Below are 16,231 nucleotides of genomic sequence, written 5' to 3' on the forward strand. Positions count from 1 at the left end.
TAGGTGACAGTTCGTGGCAAGTCCACTGCCCGACCACTGGTAAAGGATAACGCATATGTACCTGTTCTTGGCATTTTTATTGGTTCCGATCATCGAGATTGCCCTGTTCATTCAGGTGGGTGGTCTGATCGGCCTGTGGCCAACCCTTGCAATAGTGGTGCTTACCGCTGTTCTGGGCACTGCGTTGGTCAGGACACAAGGTCGCATGGCGTTGGCAAACCTGCAGCGATCCTTTGCCGAGTTGGACGATCCGACAGAACCCCTGGCACATGGGGCGATGATCCTGTTGTCCGGCGTTCTGTTGCTGACGCCTGGGTTTTTCACCGATGCAGTCGGCTTTGCCCTGCTTGTTCCGGGTATTCGCGTGGCCGTGTTCCGGTACCTGAAATCGAAGGTGACGATCACCCAGTTCCAGATGGGCAATGGGGCACAGTTCCGGTCTGGTCCTGCACCATTCGAGCAAGATGACGTGATTGAAGGCGAATTCACCGAAGTTCGTCCCCGTCAGGACCCTTCGAAACCATCGAAATGGGTTGAAGGACCGTGACCTGCATTGAGGTGCCGCGCCCAACTTGCTAAGCAGTGTCGAATTTCATTTTTGGAGTAGATCCATGGCCGAAGAAAACGCTGCAGAAAACACGGCAGCCCAAGCCGCCCCCCAGGTACAAATGCGAGTGCTGGGGCAATTCATCCGCGATTTGTCCTTTGAAAACGTGATGGCACAAAAAGGTGTGTCCGGTGACGTTCAGCCCGAAATTGCCGTTCAGGTGAATCTGGATGCAAAAAAGCGCGCGACGGAGCATCAGTATGAAGTTGCAGTCAAACTGAACCTCAAGTCGAAGGCAAAAGGACTGGAAGACGTTCTGTTCCTGTGCGAGATCGACTATTGCGGCCTGTTCCACATCGAAGGCGTGGCCGAGGACCAGTTGCATCCGTTCCTGATGATCGAATGCCCGCGCATGTTGTTCCCGTTCCTGCGCCGCATCGTCAGCGATATCACCCGTGACGGTGGCTATCCGCCGGTCAATCTGGACAATATCGACTTTGTCGCGCTGTACCGCAACGAACTATTGCGTCGTCAAGCCGAAGCGCAGAAGGCGAACGCCTAATCGATTTGACCCGCGCCGGGTTTCACCTCAGGCGCGGGTCCACAAGGCGTTTTCGCCCAATTTCTCTACAAATGCTTTATGCGCCGCGCGTTCTTCGTCGGTGATCTTTGACGCCAATGGTGTCGGACGCGCCGCCGGGCGCCAATCGTCCTGACCGCCCGCGGCCGAGGAAGCAGTCGCGGACAAGCCGAAATCCGGCTGCCGCCCCCCGATCAGTTCCAGATAGACCTCGGCCAGAATTTCCGAGTCGAGCAACGCCCCGTGCAGCACCCGGTTCGTGTTGTCGATATTGAACCGACGGCACAGCGCATCCAGTGACGCAGGTGAGCCCGGAAACCGTTTGCGCGCAACCGCCAGCGTATCCAGCGCCTGATCCATCGGGATTTGCGGCAATCCCATCCATTTTAGCTCTGCGTTCAGGAATTTCATATCGAAGGATGCGTTGTGGATCACCAGCTTCGAATCCTGGATGAAATTGAGAAAGCCCTGACCCACCTCGGCAAAGACCGGCTTGTCCTTCAGCGTGACCTCACCCTTTTCCGGCGGGCGCGGGTTTTCCAGCAGGTCGGGGCCGATCCCATGCACGCCAAACGCCTCTTCGGGCATCGAGCGCTTAGGGTTGATATAGACGTGATAGGTCTCGCCCGTGGCGACGTGATTCCACAACTCAACCGCGCCGATCTCGACAATCCGGTCGCCGCTTTCGGGATCAAACCCCGTGGTTTCGGTATCGAGTACAATCTCACGCATTTGCCATCCCCGCCCGTATTTGCCTGACCACATCCTGCACCTGCGTGCGGGCGTGGTCCAGAGTATCGGTCACGATCACATAATCTGACCGCGCACATTTTTCGTCATTCGGCATTTGCTTGGCGCGGATCTGTTCAAACTGTGCCTCAGTCATCGTCCCGCGCGCCATCACGCGACGCTTTTGTTCGTCCGCCGGAATCGAGACACAGGCCACCGCATCCATCGCTGCATCACCACCGGTTTCAAACAACAGGGGGATGTCGAACACCAGAATATCCGCGGTCGCGTATTCCCGAAAAGCAGCGCGATCTGCGGCAACAAGCGGATGTACGATGGCCTCAATCTGTTTCAGCGCGGCGGGGTGCTGCGCGATGACTTGTTTCAGGGCGTCACGACTGACAGACCCATCGATGATGGCATCTGGAAAAGCAGCGCGCATCGGCGCGACGGCCGCTCCTTCCCTCGAATAGAGTCTATGTACGGCTGCATCCGCATCCCACAGCGCACAGCCTTCTTCGACGAACATCTGCGCCGTGGTGCTTTTGCCCATCCCGATCGAACCGGTTAAACCAAGCGCGAAACTCATCCCAAAACCGCCGCGCGCAGGTCATCGGTCACCTCGGGGCGGGTGCCGAACCAGCGTTCAAAACCGGGCACCGCCTGATGCAGCAACATGCCAAGACCATCGACCGTGGTACAGCCTGCTTCCTCAGCCGATTTCAGAAGATGCGTTTGCAAAGGTGCGTAGACCAAATCAGTCACAACCGCACCCGCTTGCAACCCATCCAAGGGCACCCTCAGTTCCGGTTGTCCCTGCATGCCCAATGAGGTCGTGTTGACCACCAGTTCAGCTTCTTCAATGACATTGCCGGCCTGTAACCAGTCCACAACGGTGATGCGGTCGCCAAATTCATCTTTCAACTGATCCGCCCGGGCGCGCGTGCGGTTGGTCAGCATGATCTGGGGCACGCCCGCGTCCAACAAACCCTGCAACACCGCCCGTGCTGCGCCACCCGCACCAAACACCACCGCCGGGCCATCCGACGGAGCCCAATCCGGCGCGCCGCTGCGCAGGTTCTGCATAAACCCATAGCCATCGGTGTTGTCCGCGTGGATTGTGCCATCATCCTGAAACACCAAGGTATTTGCCGCCCCGATGACCGATGCGCGTTCCGTTACGTGATCGGCGATACGCAACGCCGCTTCTTTGTGGGGCACGGTCACATTCGCCCCGACAAACCCCGCCTTCGGCAGGGTGCGTAAAACCGTCTCAAGATCCTCGGGCGCCACGTCCACGGGAATGTAATGCCCGGCCAGCCCATATTTCTTTAACCAATGGCCATGCAGTTGGGGCGACTTGGAATGCGCAATCGGGTGTCCGATTACTCCGGCCAGCGGAATTCGGTTATGTGTCATTGGTCGATCACCCCTTTGACGGCCAGAAAATTGAGCAGTTCCAACAGGGGCATACCCAAGACATTAAAATAGTCGCCGTCAATGGTGGCGAACAGGCGCACGCCTTCTTCTTCCAGCTTATAAGCCCCCACCGCGTGCCGGATACTGTCCCAATTGCGGTCGATATAGTCGCGCAGGTACGCGTCCGAACTCATCCGCATGCGCAAACGCACCTGCCCGACATGGCGCCAGATCGGCTCGCCATCCTGATAGATCACCGCCGCCGACAACAGCATGTGCCGCTTGCCCCGCATCGCCTTGAGCTGCGCCAGCGCCTCCTGGGGCGTTTCCGGTTTCGACAACAGCTTCCCGTCGAAATCCAACACCTGATCGCACCCCAGAACCATCGCACCTGGTTTTTTGTCGCTGACCTTGCGCGCCTTCATCTCAGCCAGTGCATCGGCGATTTCCCGAGGGGATGCTTCTTCAGCCAGCAACGCGCGTTTCATGGTATCCTCGTCCACGCGCGCGACCTGAACGGAAAACGGCACGCCTGCGTTTTCCAGCAGCTGCGCACGTATGGATGAGCCTGAGGCCAGGATGATGGGGACAGACATGTGGACAACCCCGTGTGCAAATCGTTGAGCGTTCTTGAATGGTTTGTATGGTTTTCCGATTGACACGCAACCCCGGGATATTCGCGCAGATCTTCCCTGAGTCGCTCGAACGCTGTCCTTCCGGGACAAGGATAAGTCGGAATGACGGGATAAGCGGGAACTCCACATATACTCAGAAACTTATCCCCTGAGCATCTTTTGCAGACATACCTTAACAAACTGATTTAATTATATTATTTTTACTATTAACAGAATCATCGCTTTGACGCGTAGAAATGTCCACCTGGGGAAAACACATGTGTAAAAAAGTAATCCACGAATTTTGTTCGCCCTACAAAACCATCTTCCTTTTTCTTTTCTTATTTTTTTATTAGGGAGAGTTCCGAGCAACCCCCGGAGACAGGATGACCGATCTTCTTTTCACGATTTACCCGTGGGTGAAGTCTTTACATATCATGGCCGTGATCTCGTGGATGGCCGGTTTATTCTATTTGCCCAGACTGTTCGTCTATCACGTAGAAAAGGCGCAAGCCGTCGATGGTGCCGAAACCATTTTCTTTGAAATGGAAGAAAAACTGCTGCGCGTGATTATGCGCCCGGCAATGATCGTGGCGTGGGTGTGTGGCCTGATCATGGTATTCACACCAGGCATTGTCGGTTGGGATTTTGCATGGCCCTGGGTTAAAGGTTCTGCCGTGATCGGCATGACCTGGTTCCATCACTGGCTGATGGCGCGGCGCAAAGACTTCTTAGAGGGCCGAAATACGCTCACTGGGCGCCAGTACCGCATGATGAATGAGGTTCCCACCATTTTGATGGTTGCCATCGTTCTGGCGGTCATTTTGAAATTCTGAGGGCCTGTTTGACTCCGCAGTCAGCCGCGCTTATGTAGAGATCAACACGCCCGTCCGGGCGGCGTATCTTCCGTACTGAAATTCCACTTCGTGCCGCGATGCCTGCGGCGAAGGTATATATCATGACAACTGACACCCTGAATCTGGCTGACCTTAAGGCCAAAAGCCCCAAAGACCTTCTGGCGATGGCCGAAGAGCTGGAAATCGAAAACGCCTCGACCATGCGTAAGGGCGAGATGATGTTCCAGATTCTGCGTGAACGCGCCGATGAAGGCTGGACCGTTGGCGGTGATGGCGTGCTTGAAGTGCTGCAGGACGGCTTTGGTTTTCTACGTTCACCCGAAGCGAACTATCTGCCGGGCCCAGATGACATCTACGTTTCACCGGATATGATCCGTCAGCATTCGCTGCGCACCGGGGATACGGTCGAAGGTGATATCAAGGCACCGGATGAGAACGAGCGGTACTTTGCGCTGATCAAAGTCACCAAGATCAACTTTGAAGAGCCTGAAAAAGCCAAACACAAGATCCTGTTTGACAACTTGACGCCTTTGTATCCCGATGAACGTCTGAAGATGGAGATCGAAGATCCCACCATCAAAGATAAGTCGGCCCGGGTGATTGATCTGGTCTCACCTATCGGTAAAGGACAGCGGTCTTTGATCGTGGCGCCGCCGCGGACTGGTAAGACGGTGATCTTACAAAACATCGCGCATTCTATCGAACAGAACCACCCGGAGTGCTATTTGATCGTTCTGCTGATCGATGAACGCCCCGAAGAGGTGACCGACATGCAGCGCTCAGTAAAGGGTGAGGTTGTGTCCTCGACCTTCGACGAGCCGGCAACGCGTCACGTCGCCGTATCCGAGATGGTGATCGAAAAAGCCAAACGTTTGGTCGAGCATAAACGAGATGTTGTTATTCTTCTCGATTCGATCACAAGACTTGGTAGAGCGTTTAACACTGTGGTCCCCTCATCCGGTAAAGTTCTGACCGGTGGTGTGGATGCAAACGCTCTGCAACGGCCCAAGCGCTTCTTTGGTGCTGCGCGGAATATCGAAGAGGGCGGATCGCTGACCATCATCGCCACCGCGCTGATCGATACCGGCAGCCGGATGGACGAAGTGATCTTTGAAGAATTCAAAGGCACGGGTAACTCGGAAATCGTTCTGGATCGTAAGATCGCAGACAAGCGCGTGTTCCCGGCGATCGACATCCTCAAATCCGGCACCCGGAAAGAGGACCTGCTGGTCGACAAAGGTGATCTGGCCAAGACCTTTGTTCTGCGCCGTATCTTGAACCCGATGGGCACCACTGATGCGATCGAGTTCCTGTTGTCTAAGTTGAAGCAGACCAAGACCAACGGTGAGTTCTTCGACTCGATGAATACCTGATACAGGTCTTAACCGACGCGAGGCCTTCGAATGGATACGATATTCGCCTTGGCCAGCGCCCAGGGTAAAGCAGGGGTGGCGGTCATCCGCCTCTCGGGCCCTTTGGCGCATTCAGCCGCAACCGAGCTGACCGGCAGCCCGCTACCGCCCCGCGGTATGCGGGTTCGGTCTTTGTGTGCAGCTGATGGGTCGCGCTTGGATGATGGTTTAGTTCTGACCTTCCAGGCCCCGGCGAGCTTTACCGGTGAAGACGTCGCAGAGTTGCAGATACACGGCAGCACGGCTTCGGTTAATGCGGTAATGCGCACTTTGTCCGATACGGTTGGGTTGCGGCTTGCGGAACCCGGGGAATTCACGCGCCGTGCATTGGAAAACGGCAAGATGGACCTGACGCAGGTCGAAGGTCTGGCCGATCTGATCGATGCCGAAACCGAGGCGCAGCGTAAACAGGCCCAGACCATCTTAGCCGGAGAGCTGGGTGGCTTGGCCGAACGCTGGCGCCGTGACCTGATCCGGGCGGCGTCTCTGCTGGAAGCCGTGATAGATTTCGCCGATGAAGAGGTTCCAACCGACGTGACACCTGAGGTCTGCACATTGGTGACCGGCGTCATGCAAGACCTGCAACGCGAAGCGGACGGTGTAAAAATTGCCGAACGTATCCGGACCGGGTTCGAAGTTGCCATTGTTGGCCTTCCAAATGCAGGCAAGTCGACCTTGCTGAATGCGTTGGCAGGTCGAGAGGCCGCGATCACGTCGGAATATGCCGGCACAACTCGTGACGTTATTGAAGTTCGCATGGATCTCGGTGGTTTGCCTGTGACTTTGCTGGACACCGCAGGGTTGCGCGAAACCGAAGATCACGTTGAAAACCTTGGGATTAAGCTGGCCCGTAAACGTGCGGACGCGGCTGATTTGCGGGTATTTCTGACCGAAGACCCGTCAGATCTTCGTGTTCCCATGGTCGAAGGTGACATTCAGCTTTTTCCGAAATCTGACCTGCGCGGGGATGATAAGGGCGGGATTTCCGGGAAAACCGGTCATGGAATTGATCAGCTAATTTCCCATATATCGTGTGTATTGGGTGAGAGATCCACAAGCCATGGTATTGCAACCCGTGAACGCCACCGAGTCGCACTGAATGAATCCAAGGCAGCTTTGGTCGCGGCGATGACAGTTCTGGAATCAGGCCCGGACCTGTATGATATCGCGGCAGAAGAGTTGCGGACGGCTATCCGCGCCCTTGAAACATTGGTCGGCAGAATAGGGGTCGAAGACCTTTTGGATGAGATATTCTCCAGTTTCTGCCTGGGTAAATAAGGAGTGTTTCACGTGAAACATTCAAAGTTCGATGTTGTTGTGATTGGCGCCGGACATGCCGGAACCGAGGCCGCCCATGCCGCTGCACGCATGGGGGTTGAGACGGCATTGGTGACGCTGTCTGCGTCCGATATTGGAGTGATGTCCTGCAATCCTGCCATTGGAGGTTTGGGGAAAGGCCACCTGGTTCGCGAAATCGACGCGATGGATGGTGTCATGGGCCGCGTTGCGGACCAGGCCGGTATTCAATTTAGATTGCTGAATCGCCGCAAAGGCCCAGCTGTGCAGGGCCCAAGGACTCAGGCAGACCGGGCACTGTATCGTGATGCCATGCAGAAAGTGACACAGGCGCAAGAGCATTTATCCGTGGTGGTCGGGGAGGTCACAGATTTTCTGACAGATGGACCTCGTATCGTCGGAATACAATTGGCAGATGGGTCCGAGATTCATGCCTCGGCCGTGATACTTACATCCGGGACCTTTCTGCGTGGTGTGATTCATATCGGAGACGTTTCCCGACCCGGCGGGCGAATGGGGGACCGACCTTCTGTCAAACTGGCAGAGCGATTGGACAGCTTAAACCTTCCAATGGGGCGATTGAAAACAGGTACACCACCCCGGTTGGACGGTCGAACCATTGATTGGTCAGATCTAGAGCGGCAGGATGGAGACGAAGATCCGACGCTATTCTCGTTTTTGTCTGAGTCAGCTGTCGCACCCCAAATCTCGTGCGGAATTACGCATACGAATGCGCGTACACATGAGATAATTGAAAGAAATCTGTCACGGTCGGCAATGTATGGCGGTCATATTGATGGGGTCGGGCCCAGATATTGCCCTTCGATTGAGGATAAGATTGTTCGGTTTGCCGAGAAAGAATCCCATCAAATTTTCCTTGAGCCCGAAGGGGTCCATGATCACACGATCTATCCAAACGGGATCTCAACTTCGCTTCCGCAGGACGTCCAGCATGACTATGTGCGGTCGATCAAAGGCCTGGAAAAGGCGGAAATCCTGCAACCGGGCTATGCAATTGAATATGACTATATCGATCCCCGTGTTCTGACGTCGTCCTTGTCCTTGCCTGATGCCCCGGGGCTATATCTTGCCGGACAAATTAACGGGACCACAGGATATGAGGAAGCAGCCGCACAAGGGCTTGTCGCTGGACTGAATGCAGCACTTGCTGTCCTGGATCGGGAACCCGTTTATTTCACGCGTGCTGACAGCTATATAGGCGTTATGATCGATGACTTGACTACGCGAGGGGTTGCAGAACCTTATCGTATGTTCACCTCTCGGGCAGAGTTCAGGTTGTCTCTTCGGGCTGATAACGCTGATCAGCGATTAACACCTCTTGGAATTGACCTTGGATGTGTTGGTGATACGCGGGCTGAAAGATTTCATGAAAAGATAGAGAAACTTACAGCTGCTAAGTCAATTCTGACAGACCGGACCTATACACCAAAGGAGGTCCGTGCAGTTGGAATCAATGTCAATCAGGACGGAAATCGCCGAGATGGCATGGCTTTGCTGGCTTTTCCTGATGTTACGTTCAATGATCTGATTCCGCTTGAGGCGGGTTTGCAAGATATTGAGGAAGATATCCGAAGCCAGGTCGAACGGGATGCGCTTTATGCGAACTATATTGCGCGCCAGAAAAAAGACGTTGAAGCCATGAAACGCGATGAATCCTATGAAATACCGCGCGATTTCGATTATTCGGCGTTGGAAGGCCTGTCCTCTGAGATGAAACAAAAACTGTCTGAGGCAAAGCCGATTAATATTGCTCAGGCCGGGCGGGTAGAGGGCGTGACGCCCGCCGCTTTGACCTTACTGCTGGCCAAGTTGAGGCGAGAGCAAAAGGTCCGAAAGGCATGAGCTATGAGGTGTTTAAAGGTTTAGATGTTTCACGTGAAACATTTAGCCGTCTTGAAACCTACGTAGAACTGGTTCGGCGCTGGAATCCCAAGATAAATCTGGTGTCGCGCAACAGCCTGAATGACATCTGGTCACGGCATATTCTGGATTCAGTGCAGGTATACCGGTGTTCGGATGTGTTCCATAATTGGGTAGACTTGGGCAGCGGCGGTGGGTTCCCTGGCATGGTTTGCGCGATCATGGCTATAGAAGAAGCGCCAGCGGCGCGATTTACACTTATAGAAAGCGATCAGCGTAAATCTGCCTTTCTGCGTAGCGTTGCACGGGAATGCGGGGCAAACTGTTCTATTGTGTCAAAAAGGATAGAATCCGTGGATCCGTTGAACGCCGATATTTTGTCTGCCCGCGCCCTTGCGGATCTGCCCACGTTATTGTCCTTTTGTGACAGGCATTTAAAAGAGTCCGGTACGGCGCTGTTGCCGAAAGGCGCAAGCTGGAAAAAAGAGCTGAATGACGCGCGCAAGGAATGGAATTTCGACTGCGAGCCGATTACAAGTTTAACTGAGCCCCAAGCTGTTATTCTAAGGATCAAAGGAGTATCGCGTGGTTGATCTGTCTCGTCCCTCAGGGCCCCGGATAATTGCGGTCGCCAATCAAAAGGGTGGGGTGGGAAAAACAACAACTGCGATCAACCTTGCGGCCGGTTTGGCAGAAGCAGGAAGCAGGGTTCTTGTTGTGGATCTGGATCCGCAGGGGAACGCGTCAACCGGTTTGGGTGTTGAGGACAGGGACTGGACCACATACGATTTGATCCTGGACGATGCACCGCTTGAAGCTGTGGTACAAGAGACAGAAATTGGCGGGTTGCTGGTAATACCGGCAACCGTTGATCTAAGCTCGGCGGATATCGAACTGATTTCCAATGAAAAACGCAGTTATTTGTTGCATGACGCCCTGCGTCAGACCTCGATCGACCAGTTTGAGCTTGATTTTGTGCTGATCGACTGCCCACCATCTCTGAACTTGCTGACTGTGAATGCGATGGTAGCTGCCCATTCCGTTCTGGTTCCCCTGCAAAGTGAATTCTTTGCACTGGAGGGGCTTTCGCAGTTGATGTTAACGATCCGAGAGGTCCGGCAAACTGCGAATCCGGACCTGAGAATCGAAGGTGTTGTGTTGACCATGTATGACAACCGCAACAACTTGTCCCGCCAGGTTGAAAAGGATGCACGTGACAATCTGGGTGAGATGGTATTTAAAACCAAGATACCCAGAAATGTGCGGGTCAGTGAGGCGCCGTCATACGCCTTGCCGGTCTTGCAGTATGACTCGGGATCGTTGGGTGCGATGGCATATCGACATTTGGCGCGTGAAGTCATTCACAAGAACAAAAATGCCGCTGCCTGAGCGGCAGTGAGGAGGGCGCAGTGGCCGTCAAAAAATCAAAACCCAGAGGTTTGGGCCGGGGATTATCTGCCCTGATGGCAGATGTAACGCAGGAAGCCGAAGGTCTGGTGACTACAGAACCGCGTCGTCCGGACATGAAAGTTCCGATTGAAAAGCTGCAGGCCAACCCAAACCAGCCGCGCCGTACATTCTCAGCGGATCAATTGGAGGAACTGGCAGCCTCGGTCAAAGAAAAGGGCATTATTCAACCGCTGATTGTGCGGGAAATCAGCAATGGCGGATATGAAATCGTGGCCGGGGAACGGCGTTGGCGCGCTGCTCAGATGGCGCAGTTGCATGATATTCCGGTTATTGTGCGTGAGTTTGACGACACAGAGGTGTTGGAAGTCGCCATTATCGAAAACATACAGCGGGCTGACCTGAATGCGGTCGAAGAAGCTGCTGGCTATAAGCAGTTGATGGACCGTTTCGGGCATACTCAAGAGAAGTTGGCCGAAGCCTTGGGGAAAAGCCGCAGTCATATTGCGAACCTATTGCGCTTGCTGTCGTTGCCCTTGGACGTTCAGACGCTGGTCATCGAAGGTAAGCTGTCTGCTGGGCACGCACGAGCGTTGATAACGGCCGAAAACCCATCAGAACTGGCGAAAATCGTAGTACGGGATGGGCTTTCGGTTCGCGCAACCGAAGCGCTGGTGAAAAAACAACAGGCAGATCCGGCGAAAGCTGCCCCGCGTTCCCGAAACCTGGATGCGGGTAAAGACGCTGATACGCGAGCCTTGGAAAAAGACCTGTCGGCAATTCTGGCGATGAAAGTTGCGATCAATCACAAGGCTGGAACAGAAACCGGGCAAGTGGTGCTGACCTATGAAAACCTGGATCAGTTGGACGATCTGTGCGCCAAGCTTAGCCGTTAGGCCGGGTCCAGATAAACAGCATCACCGCGCCCAAAACCACGGCCTGAATGATCAGGACATGAGACGGCAGGGACAACAGAACCGATAGCCCGAACACGGCGGCAACCGAAATGGTGGCCGCCTTTTTTGCCCCAGGTCGGATAGCGCCGGACGTTTGCCAGTCAAGGATCAACGGGCCGAAAGTGCGATGTGTAATCAACCAGTTGTGCAGGCGAGAAGACGACCGTGCAAAGAAAAACGCGGCCAGCAGCAAAAAGGGAACAGTAGGCAATAAGGGTAGAACGATGCCGACCACCGCGAAGCCAACGCAAATCAAACCCAGGGTGGCCCAAACATATTGCATCATCTATCCCAAAAGTTCCCGGATCACCGCATTTAAAACGGCGCGCCCATCTTTGGTGGCAATCAATCGGCCATTTGTCTGTTTGATCATCCCAAATTCCGTCAGATCGGCCAATTTGTCCTGCGGCAACGGGTGATCTGCCAGGGCATTATATCTATCAATATATAGACCCTCTACAACTCTTAACCCCATCATAAGGTATTCTTTGGCCTGCTCTTGCGCTGATAGGGGCGAGCGTTCTTTTTCTCCGTTGCCTTTTCCGACAGCAGTTAGCCAAGCGTTTGGGGACAGGTAGGTTTCTGTAGCCAGTTTTTGACCATTCAAGGTGACGCGCCCATGGGCACCAGGCCCGATGCCGACATAGTCGCCATAGCGCCAATAGATCAGGTTGTGCTGTGATTCAGCGCTGGGGCGTGCGTGGTTGGAAATCTCATAGGTCAGCAGGCCATGTGCCTCGCAGATGGCTTGTGTTTCCAAATACATGTCGGCAGCGCTGTCATCTTCGGGTAGGCCACGCAGTTTACCAACGGCATAGCGATCCCCAAAGGCGGTTCCGTTCTCGATGGTCAGTTGGTACAGCGACAGGTGGTCGACAGCCATCGAAAGGGCTTCGGTCAGTTCGGCTCGCCAGTCTTCGGGGGTTTGGTGTTGGCGGGCGTAGATCAGGTCAAAACTGACCCTATCAAAGCAATTTCTGGCAATATCAAAGGCAGAACGTGCCTCAGCCACAGTGTGAATGCGACCCAATCGACGCAAATCTTCGTCATTAAGCGCCTGAATCCCCATCGAGATGCGGTTCACCCCGGCGTCCCGATATGCGGCAAAACGGCCAGCCTCGACCGAGCCCGGATTGGCCTCAAGCGTGATTTCCATGTCATTGGCCGGATGCCAGAGGGCCCGGGCCTGATCGATCACAGCGGCGACAGTGTCTGGGTCCATTAACGACGGCGTGCCGCCGCCGAAAAAGATCGTGTTTAAAACCCGGCCTGGTGTTTCGGCAGCCGTGCGGCGCAGCTCATCCAAATATGCATTAAGCCATTGTTTTTGATCGATATTACGTGAAACATGGCTATTGAAGTCGCAATAAGGGCACTTGGCCTCGCAAAAAGGCCAATGCACGTACAGGCCGAAGCCCCCGTTGCGCCAATCATCCGCCAAAGCAGCCCTTCACGAACATTTCCACAGCGCGGCCGCGATGGCTGATCTTGTTCTTTTCCCAGCGATCCATCTCGGCAAAGGTAATGTCGTACCCGTCAGGGACAAACATTGGATCATAGCCGAACCCGTCCTTGCCACGGATGGGCCAGACCAGTTGACCAGGGGCGATGCCTTCGAATACCTCGTCATGCCCATCGGGCCAGGCCAGTACCAGAGTGCATCGGAACTGCGCCGTGCGGGGATGGGCGGCGCCTTTAGCCTCTAGCTTATCGTGGGCGCGGGTCATGGCCATCAGGAAATCGCGACCATCACCGGTTTCGGCCCAATCAGCGGTGTAAACACCCGGAGCGCCATCCAGCGCATCAATGGTAATCCCGGAATCGTCCGACAGGGCAGGCATGCCAGTGGCTTGGGCGGCAGCATGGGCCTTGATCCGGGCATTGCCGACGAACGTGTCCTCAGTTTCATCCGGTTCGGGCAGGTCCATCTCAGCCGCGCCAACAACGGTCACGCCGAAGGGTTCAAGGAGATGTTTCATCTCCTCAAGCTTTCCCTTGTTGTGCGTGGCCACCAGCAGCCTGTTGCTGTCGAACTTGCGGGTCATGCGGTTGCGGCTTTCTGGGCTGCGGCCAGCTCGGCCACACCTTTTTCGGCCAGATCCATCAGCTGATCCATCTGCGCGCGGCTAAAGACGGAACCCTCGGCGCTCATTTGCACTTCGATCAATTTGCCCGAACCGGTCATGATGAAATTGCCATCCACGCCTGCTTCGCTGTCCTCTGGGTAGTCCAGATCCAGTACGGGCTGGCCGGCATAAATACCGCAAGAAACCGCTGCAACAGGGTCTATCAACGGATCCGAGATTACGTCCCCGGCCTTCATCAGTTTGTTCACCGCCAGCCGCAGTGCAACCCAACCACCAGTGATCGAAGCACAACGAGTGCCCCCATCAGCTTGGATCACATCACAGTCCACAGTGATCTGACGCTCGCCCAGGGCTACCCGGTCCACACCGGCGCGCAGGGCACGACCGATCAGGCGCTGGATTTCAACGGTGCGCCCACCTTGCTTGCCCGACGCCGCCTCGCGCCGCATCCGAGTGTTAGTGGCGCGGGGCAGCATACCGTATTCAGCCGTAACCCAGCCCAGGCCCGAGCCTTTGATGAAGGGGGGTACGCGATCCTCGATCGTGGCGGTGCACAGTACATGGGTGTCACCCATTTTGATCAGGCAGGAACCTTCGGCATGTTTGGTGAACTCCGTTTCGATTGAAACGGCGCGCATTTCGCTTAAATCTCGTCCTGAGGGTCGCATGGAAAATCCTTTGTTTGCTGGGTTGGGGATAACGCCCTCATGGCTTACGATGCAACCCCGATTGACCTTTCATATGCCTGCGATTTAATGACGGCCCAGCAGGGGACCGCTGATGAGCGAAGCGAGCAAAATTCTGAACGAGATGAACGACCGGTCACGTGAGGTGTTCCGGCTGATCGTCGAAAGCTATTTGGACAGCGGTGAGCCTGTTGGCAGCCGCACTCTGACCCGCACATTGTCGGAAAAAGTCAGCGCCGCCACCGTGCGCAACGTCATGCAGGATCTGGAGTTTCTGGGCTTGCTCGACAGCCCCCATGTCAGTGCGGGGCGCATTCCGACGCAGCAAGGCTTGCGTATGTTTGTCGATGGTTTGCTTGAGGTTGGCGATCTGGGCGCCGCTGATCGGCAGAAGCTGGACGAAACATTAGGGTCTAACGCAGGCGATGTGGGCGGGATGCTGGATCGCGTGGGTTCGGCCTTGTCACACGTGACACATGGTGCCTCCTTAGTTTTGACTCCCAAGCAAGAATCCGAGATCAAGCATATCGAATTTGTTTCGTTAGCTCATGACCGTGCATTAGTGGTGTTGGTTTTTGCTGACGGGCACGTTGAAAACCGCCTGTTTACACCGCCACCGGGGCAGACACCCAGTTCGATGCGCGAAGCGGCGAATTTTCTAAACGCACTGATCGAAGGCCGCACGCTTGGCGAAGTGCGCCGTCAGATGCAGGCGCAGATTGACGCGCGTAAACAAGAGATTGACGTGCTGGCACGGGAAATGGTCGAAAGCGGCATGGCGGCTTGGGACGGGGATGGGGGCGACTCGGCCCGTCTGATTGTGCGCGGGCGGGCGAATCTGCTGGGTGAACCGGGTGAAGTTGAGGAGCTGGACCGAATCCGCTCCCTGTTTGATGATCTGGAACGCAAACGAGACATCGCGGAATTCCTTGAATTGACCGAAGAAGGCGAGGGTGTGCGCATTTTTATCGGCTCTGAGAACAAACTTTTCTCACTTTCGGGTTCCTCTTTGGTGGTGTCTCCATATATGAACGCTGATCGAAAGATAATCGGCGCGGTCGGGGTCATCGGGCCCACGCGTTTGAATTATGGACGGATCGTACCGATCGTGGATTATACGGCGCAACTGGTCGGCAAGCTGATATCCGACCGGAGCTAGAGGGTAAGAGATGGCAGAGCCCAAGGACGAAGATTTTCTGGACAATATCGCAATGGCAGAGGCTGAAGAGCTGGCTGAAGAAATCGCTGAGTTCAGCGATGAAGCGCTAGAGCTGGATGAGTTGCGCGCGGAGCGCGACGACTACAAGGACAAATTCATGCGTGCGCTGGCGGACGCGGAAAACGCCCGTAAGCGTGGCGACAAAGCGCGGCGCGATGCCGAACAATACGGTGGCTCGAAACTGGCGCGTGATATGCTGCCGGTCTACGACAACATGAAGCGCGCACTCGAAGCTGCGACCGATGAGCAAAAAGAAGTGGCCGCCGGTCTGCTGGAAGGGATCGAGCTGACCATGCGGGCGCTGAAGGATGTGTTCCAAAAACACGGGATCGAAGTGATCACGCCCGAGGTTGGTGATCGATTTGATCCAAACGTGCATGAGGCGATGTTCGAAGCGCCGGTTCCTGGAACCCGCGCCGGTGACATCATTCAGGTCTCGGCCGAAGGCTTCATGCTGCATGATCGTCTGCTGCGACCGGCGCAAGTGGGTGTGTCGTCGACACCTGCAAGCTAAGCGGCTTTAAAATCAAAATTTTTTGAG

At 55.1% G+C, this 16,231-nt stretch carries 19 protein-coding genes; 11 read left to right on the forward strand and 8 right to left on the reverse strand.

The features are described 5' to 3' along the window. Positions 1–55: 55 nt before the first annotated feature. On the forward strand, positions 56–547 hold the full coding sequence (locus tag ACR0DL_RS08425; RefSeq protein WP_480688583.1) for an FxsA family protein: 492 nt from the start codon (positions 56–58) through the stop codon (positions 545–547). Positions 548–611: 64 nt separating this feature from the next. After that, complete coding sequence (gene secB / locus ACR0DL_RS08430) at positions 612–1,109, forward strand: protein-export chaperone SecB (protein WP_170349546.1); 498 nt, start codon at positions 612–614, stop codon at positions 1,107–1,109. A gap of 27 nt (positions 1,110–1,136) precedes the next feature. Here the strand turns inward: secB and dnaQ are convergent, their stop codons facing one another. The 4 genes from dnaQ to ACR0DL_RS08450 are packed head-to-tail and all read right to left on the reverse strand — an operon-like array spanning position 1,137 to position 3,871. After that, on the reverse strand, positions 1,137–1,859 hold the full coding sequence (gene dnaQ / locus ACR0DL_RS08435) for a DNA polymerase III subunit epsilon (RefSeq protein WP_170550329.1): 723 nt from the start codon (positions 1,857–1,859) through the stop codon (positions 1,137–1,139). Next, the gene (coaE, locus tag ACR0DL_RS08440; RefSeq protein WP_480688585.1) at positions 1,852–2,445 is read right to left on the reverse strand and encodes a dephospho-CoA kinase; all 594 of its coding nucleotides are present in this window, start codon (positions 2,443–2,445) and stop codon (positions 1,852–1,854) included. The genes dnaQ and coaE overlap by 8 nt, the downstream gene beginning before the upstream one ends. Then, on the reverse strand, positions 2,442–3,275 hold the full coding sequence (locus ACR0DL_RS08445; protein WP_480688587.1) for a shikimate dehydrogenase: 834 nt from the start codon (positions 3,273–3,275) through the stop codon (positions 2,442–2,444). The genes coaE and ACR0DL_RS08445 overlap by 4 nt, the downstream gene beginning before the upstream one ends. Next, positions 3,272–3,871, reverse strand: coding sequence for a Maf family protein (locus tag ACR0DL_RS08450; RefSeq protein WP_170550320.1), 600 nt, complete (start codon positions 3,869–3,871; stop codon positions 3,272–3,274). The genes ACR0DL_RS08445 and ACR0DL_RS08450 overlap by 4 nt, the downstream gene beginning before the upstream one ends. 404 nt (positions 3,872–4,275) lie before the next feature. Here ACR0DL_RS08450 and ACR0DL_RS08455 point away from each other — a divergent pair, with 404 nt between their 5' ends. From ACR0DL_RS08455 to ACR0DL_RS08485, 7 genes are all read left to right on the forward strand, one after another. Next, complete coding sequence (locus tag ACR0DL_RS08455) at positions 4,276–4,725, forward strand: CopD family protein (protein WP_170349551.1); 450 nt, start codon at positions 4,276–4,278, stop codon at positions 4,723–4,725. A gap of 122 nt (positions 4,726–4,847) precedes the next feature. Next, the gene (gene rho / locus ACR0DL_RS08460; protein ID WP_170349552.1) at positions 4,848–6,119 is read left to right on the forward strand and encodes a transcription termination factor Rho; all 1,272 of its coding nucleotides are present in this window, start codon (positions 4,848–4,850) and stop codon (positions 6,117–6,119) included. A gap of 30 nt (positions 6,120–6,149) precedes the next feature. Further along, entirely contained in the window at positions 6,150–7,436 is a 1,287-nt protein-coding gene (mnmE, locus tag ACR0DL_RS08465) for a tRNA uridine-5-carboxymethylaminomethyl(34) synthesis GTPase MnmE (protein WP_480688589.1), read from the forward strand. Positions 7,437–7,448: 12 nt separating this feature from the next. Continuing rightward, positions 7,449–9,317, forward strand: coding sequence for a tRNA uridine-5-carboxymethylaminomethyl(34) synthesis enzyme MnmG (mnmG, locus tag ACR0DL_RS08470; RefSeq protein ID WP_480688591.1), 1,869 nt, complete (start codon positions 7,449–7,451; stop codon positions 9,315–9,317). Next, the gene (gene rsmG / locus ACR0DL_RS08475) at positions 9,314–9,928 is read left to right on the forward strand and encodes a 16S rRNA (guanine(527)-N(7))-methyltransferase RsmG (protein ID WP_480688593.1); all 615 of its coding nucleotides are present in this window, start codon (positions 9,314–9,316) and stop codon (positions 9,926–9,928) included. Before mnmG ends, rsmG begins: the two co-directional genes overlap by 4 nt. Then, positions 9,921–10,724: a ParA family protein gene (locus tag ACR0DL_RS08480; RefSeq protein ID WP_170349556.1), complete on the forward strand. Its 804-nt coding sequence runs from the start codon at positions 9,921–9,923 to the stop codon at positions 10,722–10,724. The genes rsmG and ACR0DL_RS08480 overlap by 8 nt, the downstream gene beginning before the upstream one ends. A 20-nt stretch (positions 10,725–10,744) precedes the next feature. Continuing rightward, positions 10,745–11,638, forward strand: a complete 894-nt coding sequence (locus ACR0DL_RS08485) for a ParB/RepB/Spo0J family partition protein (protein ID WP_480688595.1) — start codon at positions 10,745–10,747, stop codon at positions 11,636–11,638. On the opposite strand, the gene ACR0DL_RS08490 is transcribed toward ACR0DL_RS08485, so the two are convergent. Genes ACR0DL_RS08490 through rph form a run of 4 tightly spaced genes read right to left on the reverse strand, consistent with a single transcriptional unit; the run spans position 11,628 to position 14,453 of the window. Beyond that, complete coding sequence (locus tag ACR0DL_RS08490) at positions 11,628–11,981, reverse strand: YbaN family protein (protein ID WP_170411117.1); 354 nt, start codon at positions 11,979–11,981, stop codon at positions 11,628–11,630. The two genes, ACR0DL_RS08485 and ACR0DL_RS08490, sit on opposite strands and share 11 nt — an antisense overlap. Positions 11,982–11,984: 3 nt before the next feature. Continuing rightward, complete coding sequence (gene hemW, locus ACR0DL_RS08495; RefSeq protein WP_480688597.1) at positions 11,985–13,139, reverse strand: radical SAM family heme chaperone HemW; 1,155 nt, start codon at positions 13,137–13,139, stop codon at positions 11,985–11,987. Then, positions 13,129–13,743 carry an RdgB/HAM1 family non-canonical purine NTP pyrophosphatase gene (gene rdgB, locus ACR0DL_RS08500; RefSeq protein WP_480647532.1) on the reverse strand — a complete coding sequence of 205 codons (615 nt, stop codon included), beginning with the start codon at positions 13,741–13,743 and terminating at the stop codon, positions 13,129–13,131. The genes hemW and rdgB overlap by 11 nt, the downstream gene beginning before the upstream one ends. Next, entirely contained in the window at positions 13,740–14,453 is a 714-nt protein-coding gene (rph, locus tag ACR0DL_RS08505; protein ID WP_170349560.1) for a ribonuclease PH, read from the reverse strand. Before rph ends, rdgB begins: the two co-directional genes overlap by 4 nt. Positions 14,454–14,565: 112 nt before the next feature. On the opposite strand from rph, the gene hrcA reads away from it, so the two are divergent. Both hrcA and ACR0DL_RS08515 read left to right on the forward strand, forming a co-directional pair. Continuing rightward, positions 14,566–15,630 (forward strand): heat-inducible transcriptional repressor HrcA, encoded by a 1,065-nt coding sequence (hrcA, locus tag ACR0DL_RS08510; RefSeq protein ID WP_170361045.1) that lies wholly within the window; start codon positions 14,566–14,568, stop codon positions 15,628–15,630. Positions 15,631–15,640: 10 nt separating this feature from the next. Then, a complete protein-coding gene (locus tag ACR0DL_RS08515) occupies positions 15,641–16,204 on the forward strand; it encodes a nucleotide exchange factor GrpE (RefSeq protein ID WP_170349562.1) in 564 nt (187 codons plus the stop codon). Positions 16,205–16,231: the final 27 nt, after the last annotated feature.

The sequence above is a fragment of the Ruegeria sp. BB5 genome, from assembly GCF_056539405.1.

Excerpts from the sequence above, each read along its gene's own strand:
- ACR0DL_RS08425 (WP_480688583.1), top strand. The coding sequence starts at position 56 with ATGTACCTGTTCTTGGCATTTTTATTGGTTCCGATCATCGAGATTGCC.
- secB (WP_170349546.1), top strand. The coding sequence starts at position 612 with ATGGCCGAAGAAAACGCTGCAGAAAACACGGCAGCCCAAGCCGCCCCC.
- dnaQ (WP_170550329.1), bottom strand. The coding sequence starts at position 1,859 with ATGCGTGAGATTGTACTCGATACCGAAACCACGGGGTTTGATCCCGAA.
- coaE (WP_480688585.1), bottom strand. The coding sequence starts at position 2,445 with ATGAGTTTCGCGCTTGGTTTAACCGGTTCGATCGGGATGGGCAAAAGC.
- ACR0DL_RS08445 (WP_480688587.1), bottom strand. The coding sequence starts at position 3,275 with ATGACACATAACCGAATTCCGCTGGCCGGAGTAATCGGACACCCGATT.
- ACR0DL_RS08450 (WP_170550320.1), bottom strand. The coding sequence starts at position 3,871 with ATGTCTGTCCCCATCATCCTGGCCTCAGGCTCATCCATACGTGCGCAG.
- ACR0DL_RS08455 (WP_170349551.1), top strand. The coding sequence starts at position 4,276 with ATGACCGATCTTCTTTTCACGATTTACCCGTGGGTGAAGTCTTTACAT.
- rho (WP_170349552.1), top strand. The coding sequence starts at position 4,848 with ATGACAACTGACACCCTGAATCTGGCTGACCTTAAGGCCAAAAGCCCC.
- mnmE (WP_480688589.1), top strand. The coding sequence starts at position 6,150 with ATGGATACGATATTCGCCTTGGCCAGCGCCCAGGGTAAAGCAGGGGTG.
- rsmG (WP_480688593.1), top strand. The coding sequence starts at position 9,314 with ATGAGCTATGAGGTGTTTAAAGGTTTAGATGTTTCACGTGAAACATTT.
- ACR0DL_RS08490 (WP_170411117.1), bottom strand. The coding sequence starts at position 11,981 with ATGCAATATGTTTGGGCCACCCTGGGTTTGATTTGCGTTGGCTTCGCG.
- rdgB (WP_480647532.1), bottom strand. The coding sequence starts at position 13,743 with ATGACCCGCAAGTTCGACAGCAACAGGCTGCTGGTGGCCACGCACAAC.
- rph (WP_170349560.1), bottom strand. The coding sequence starts at position 14,453 with ATGCGACCCTCAGGACGAGATTTAAGCGAAATGCGCGCCGTTTCAATC.
- hrcA (WP_170361045.1), top strand. The coding sequence starts at position 14,566 with ATGAGCGAAGCGAGCAAAATTCTGAACGAGATGAACGACCGGTCACGT.
- ACR0DL_RS08515 (WP_170349562.1), top strand. The coding sequence starts at position 15,641 with ATGGCAGAGCCCAAGGACGAAGATTTTCTGGACAATATCGCAATGGCA.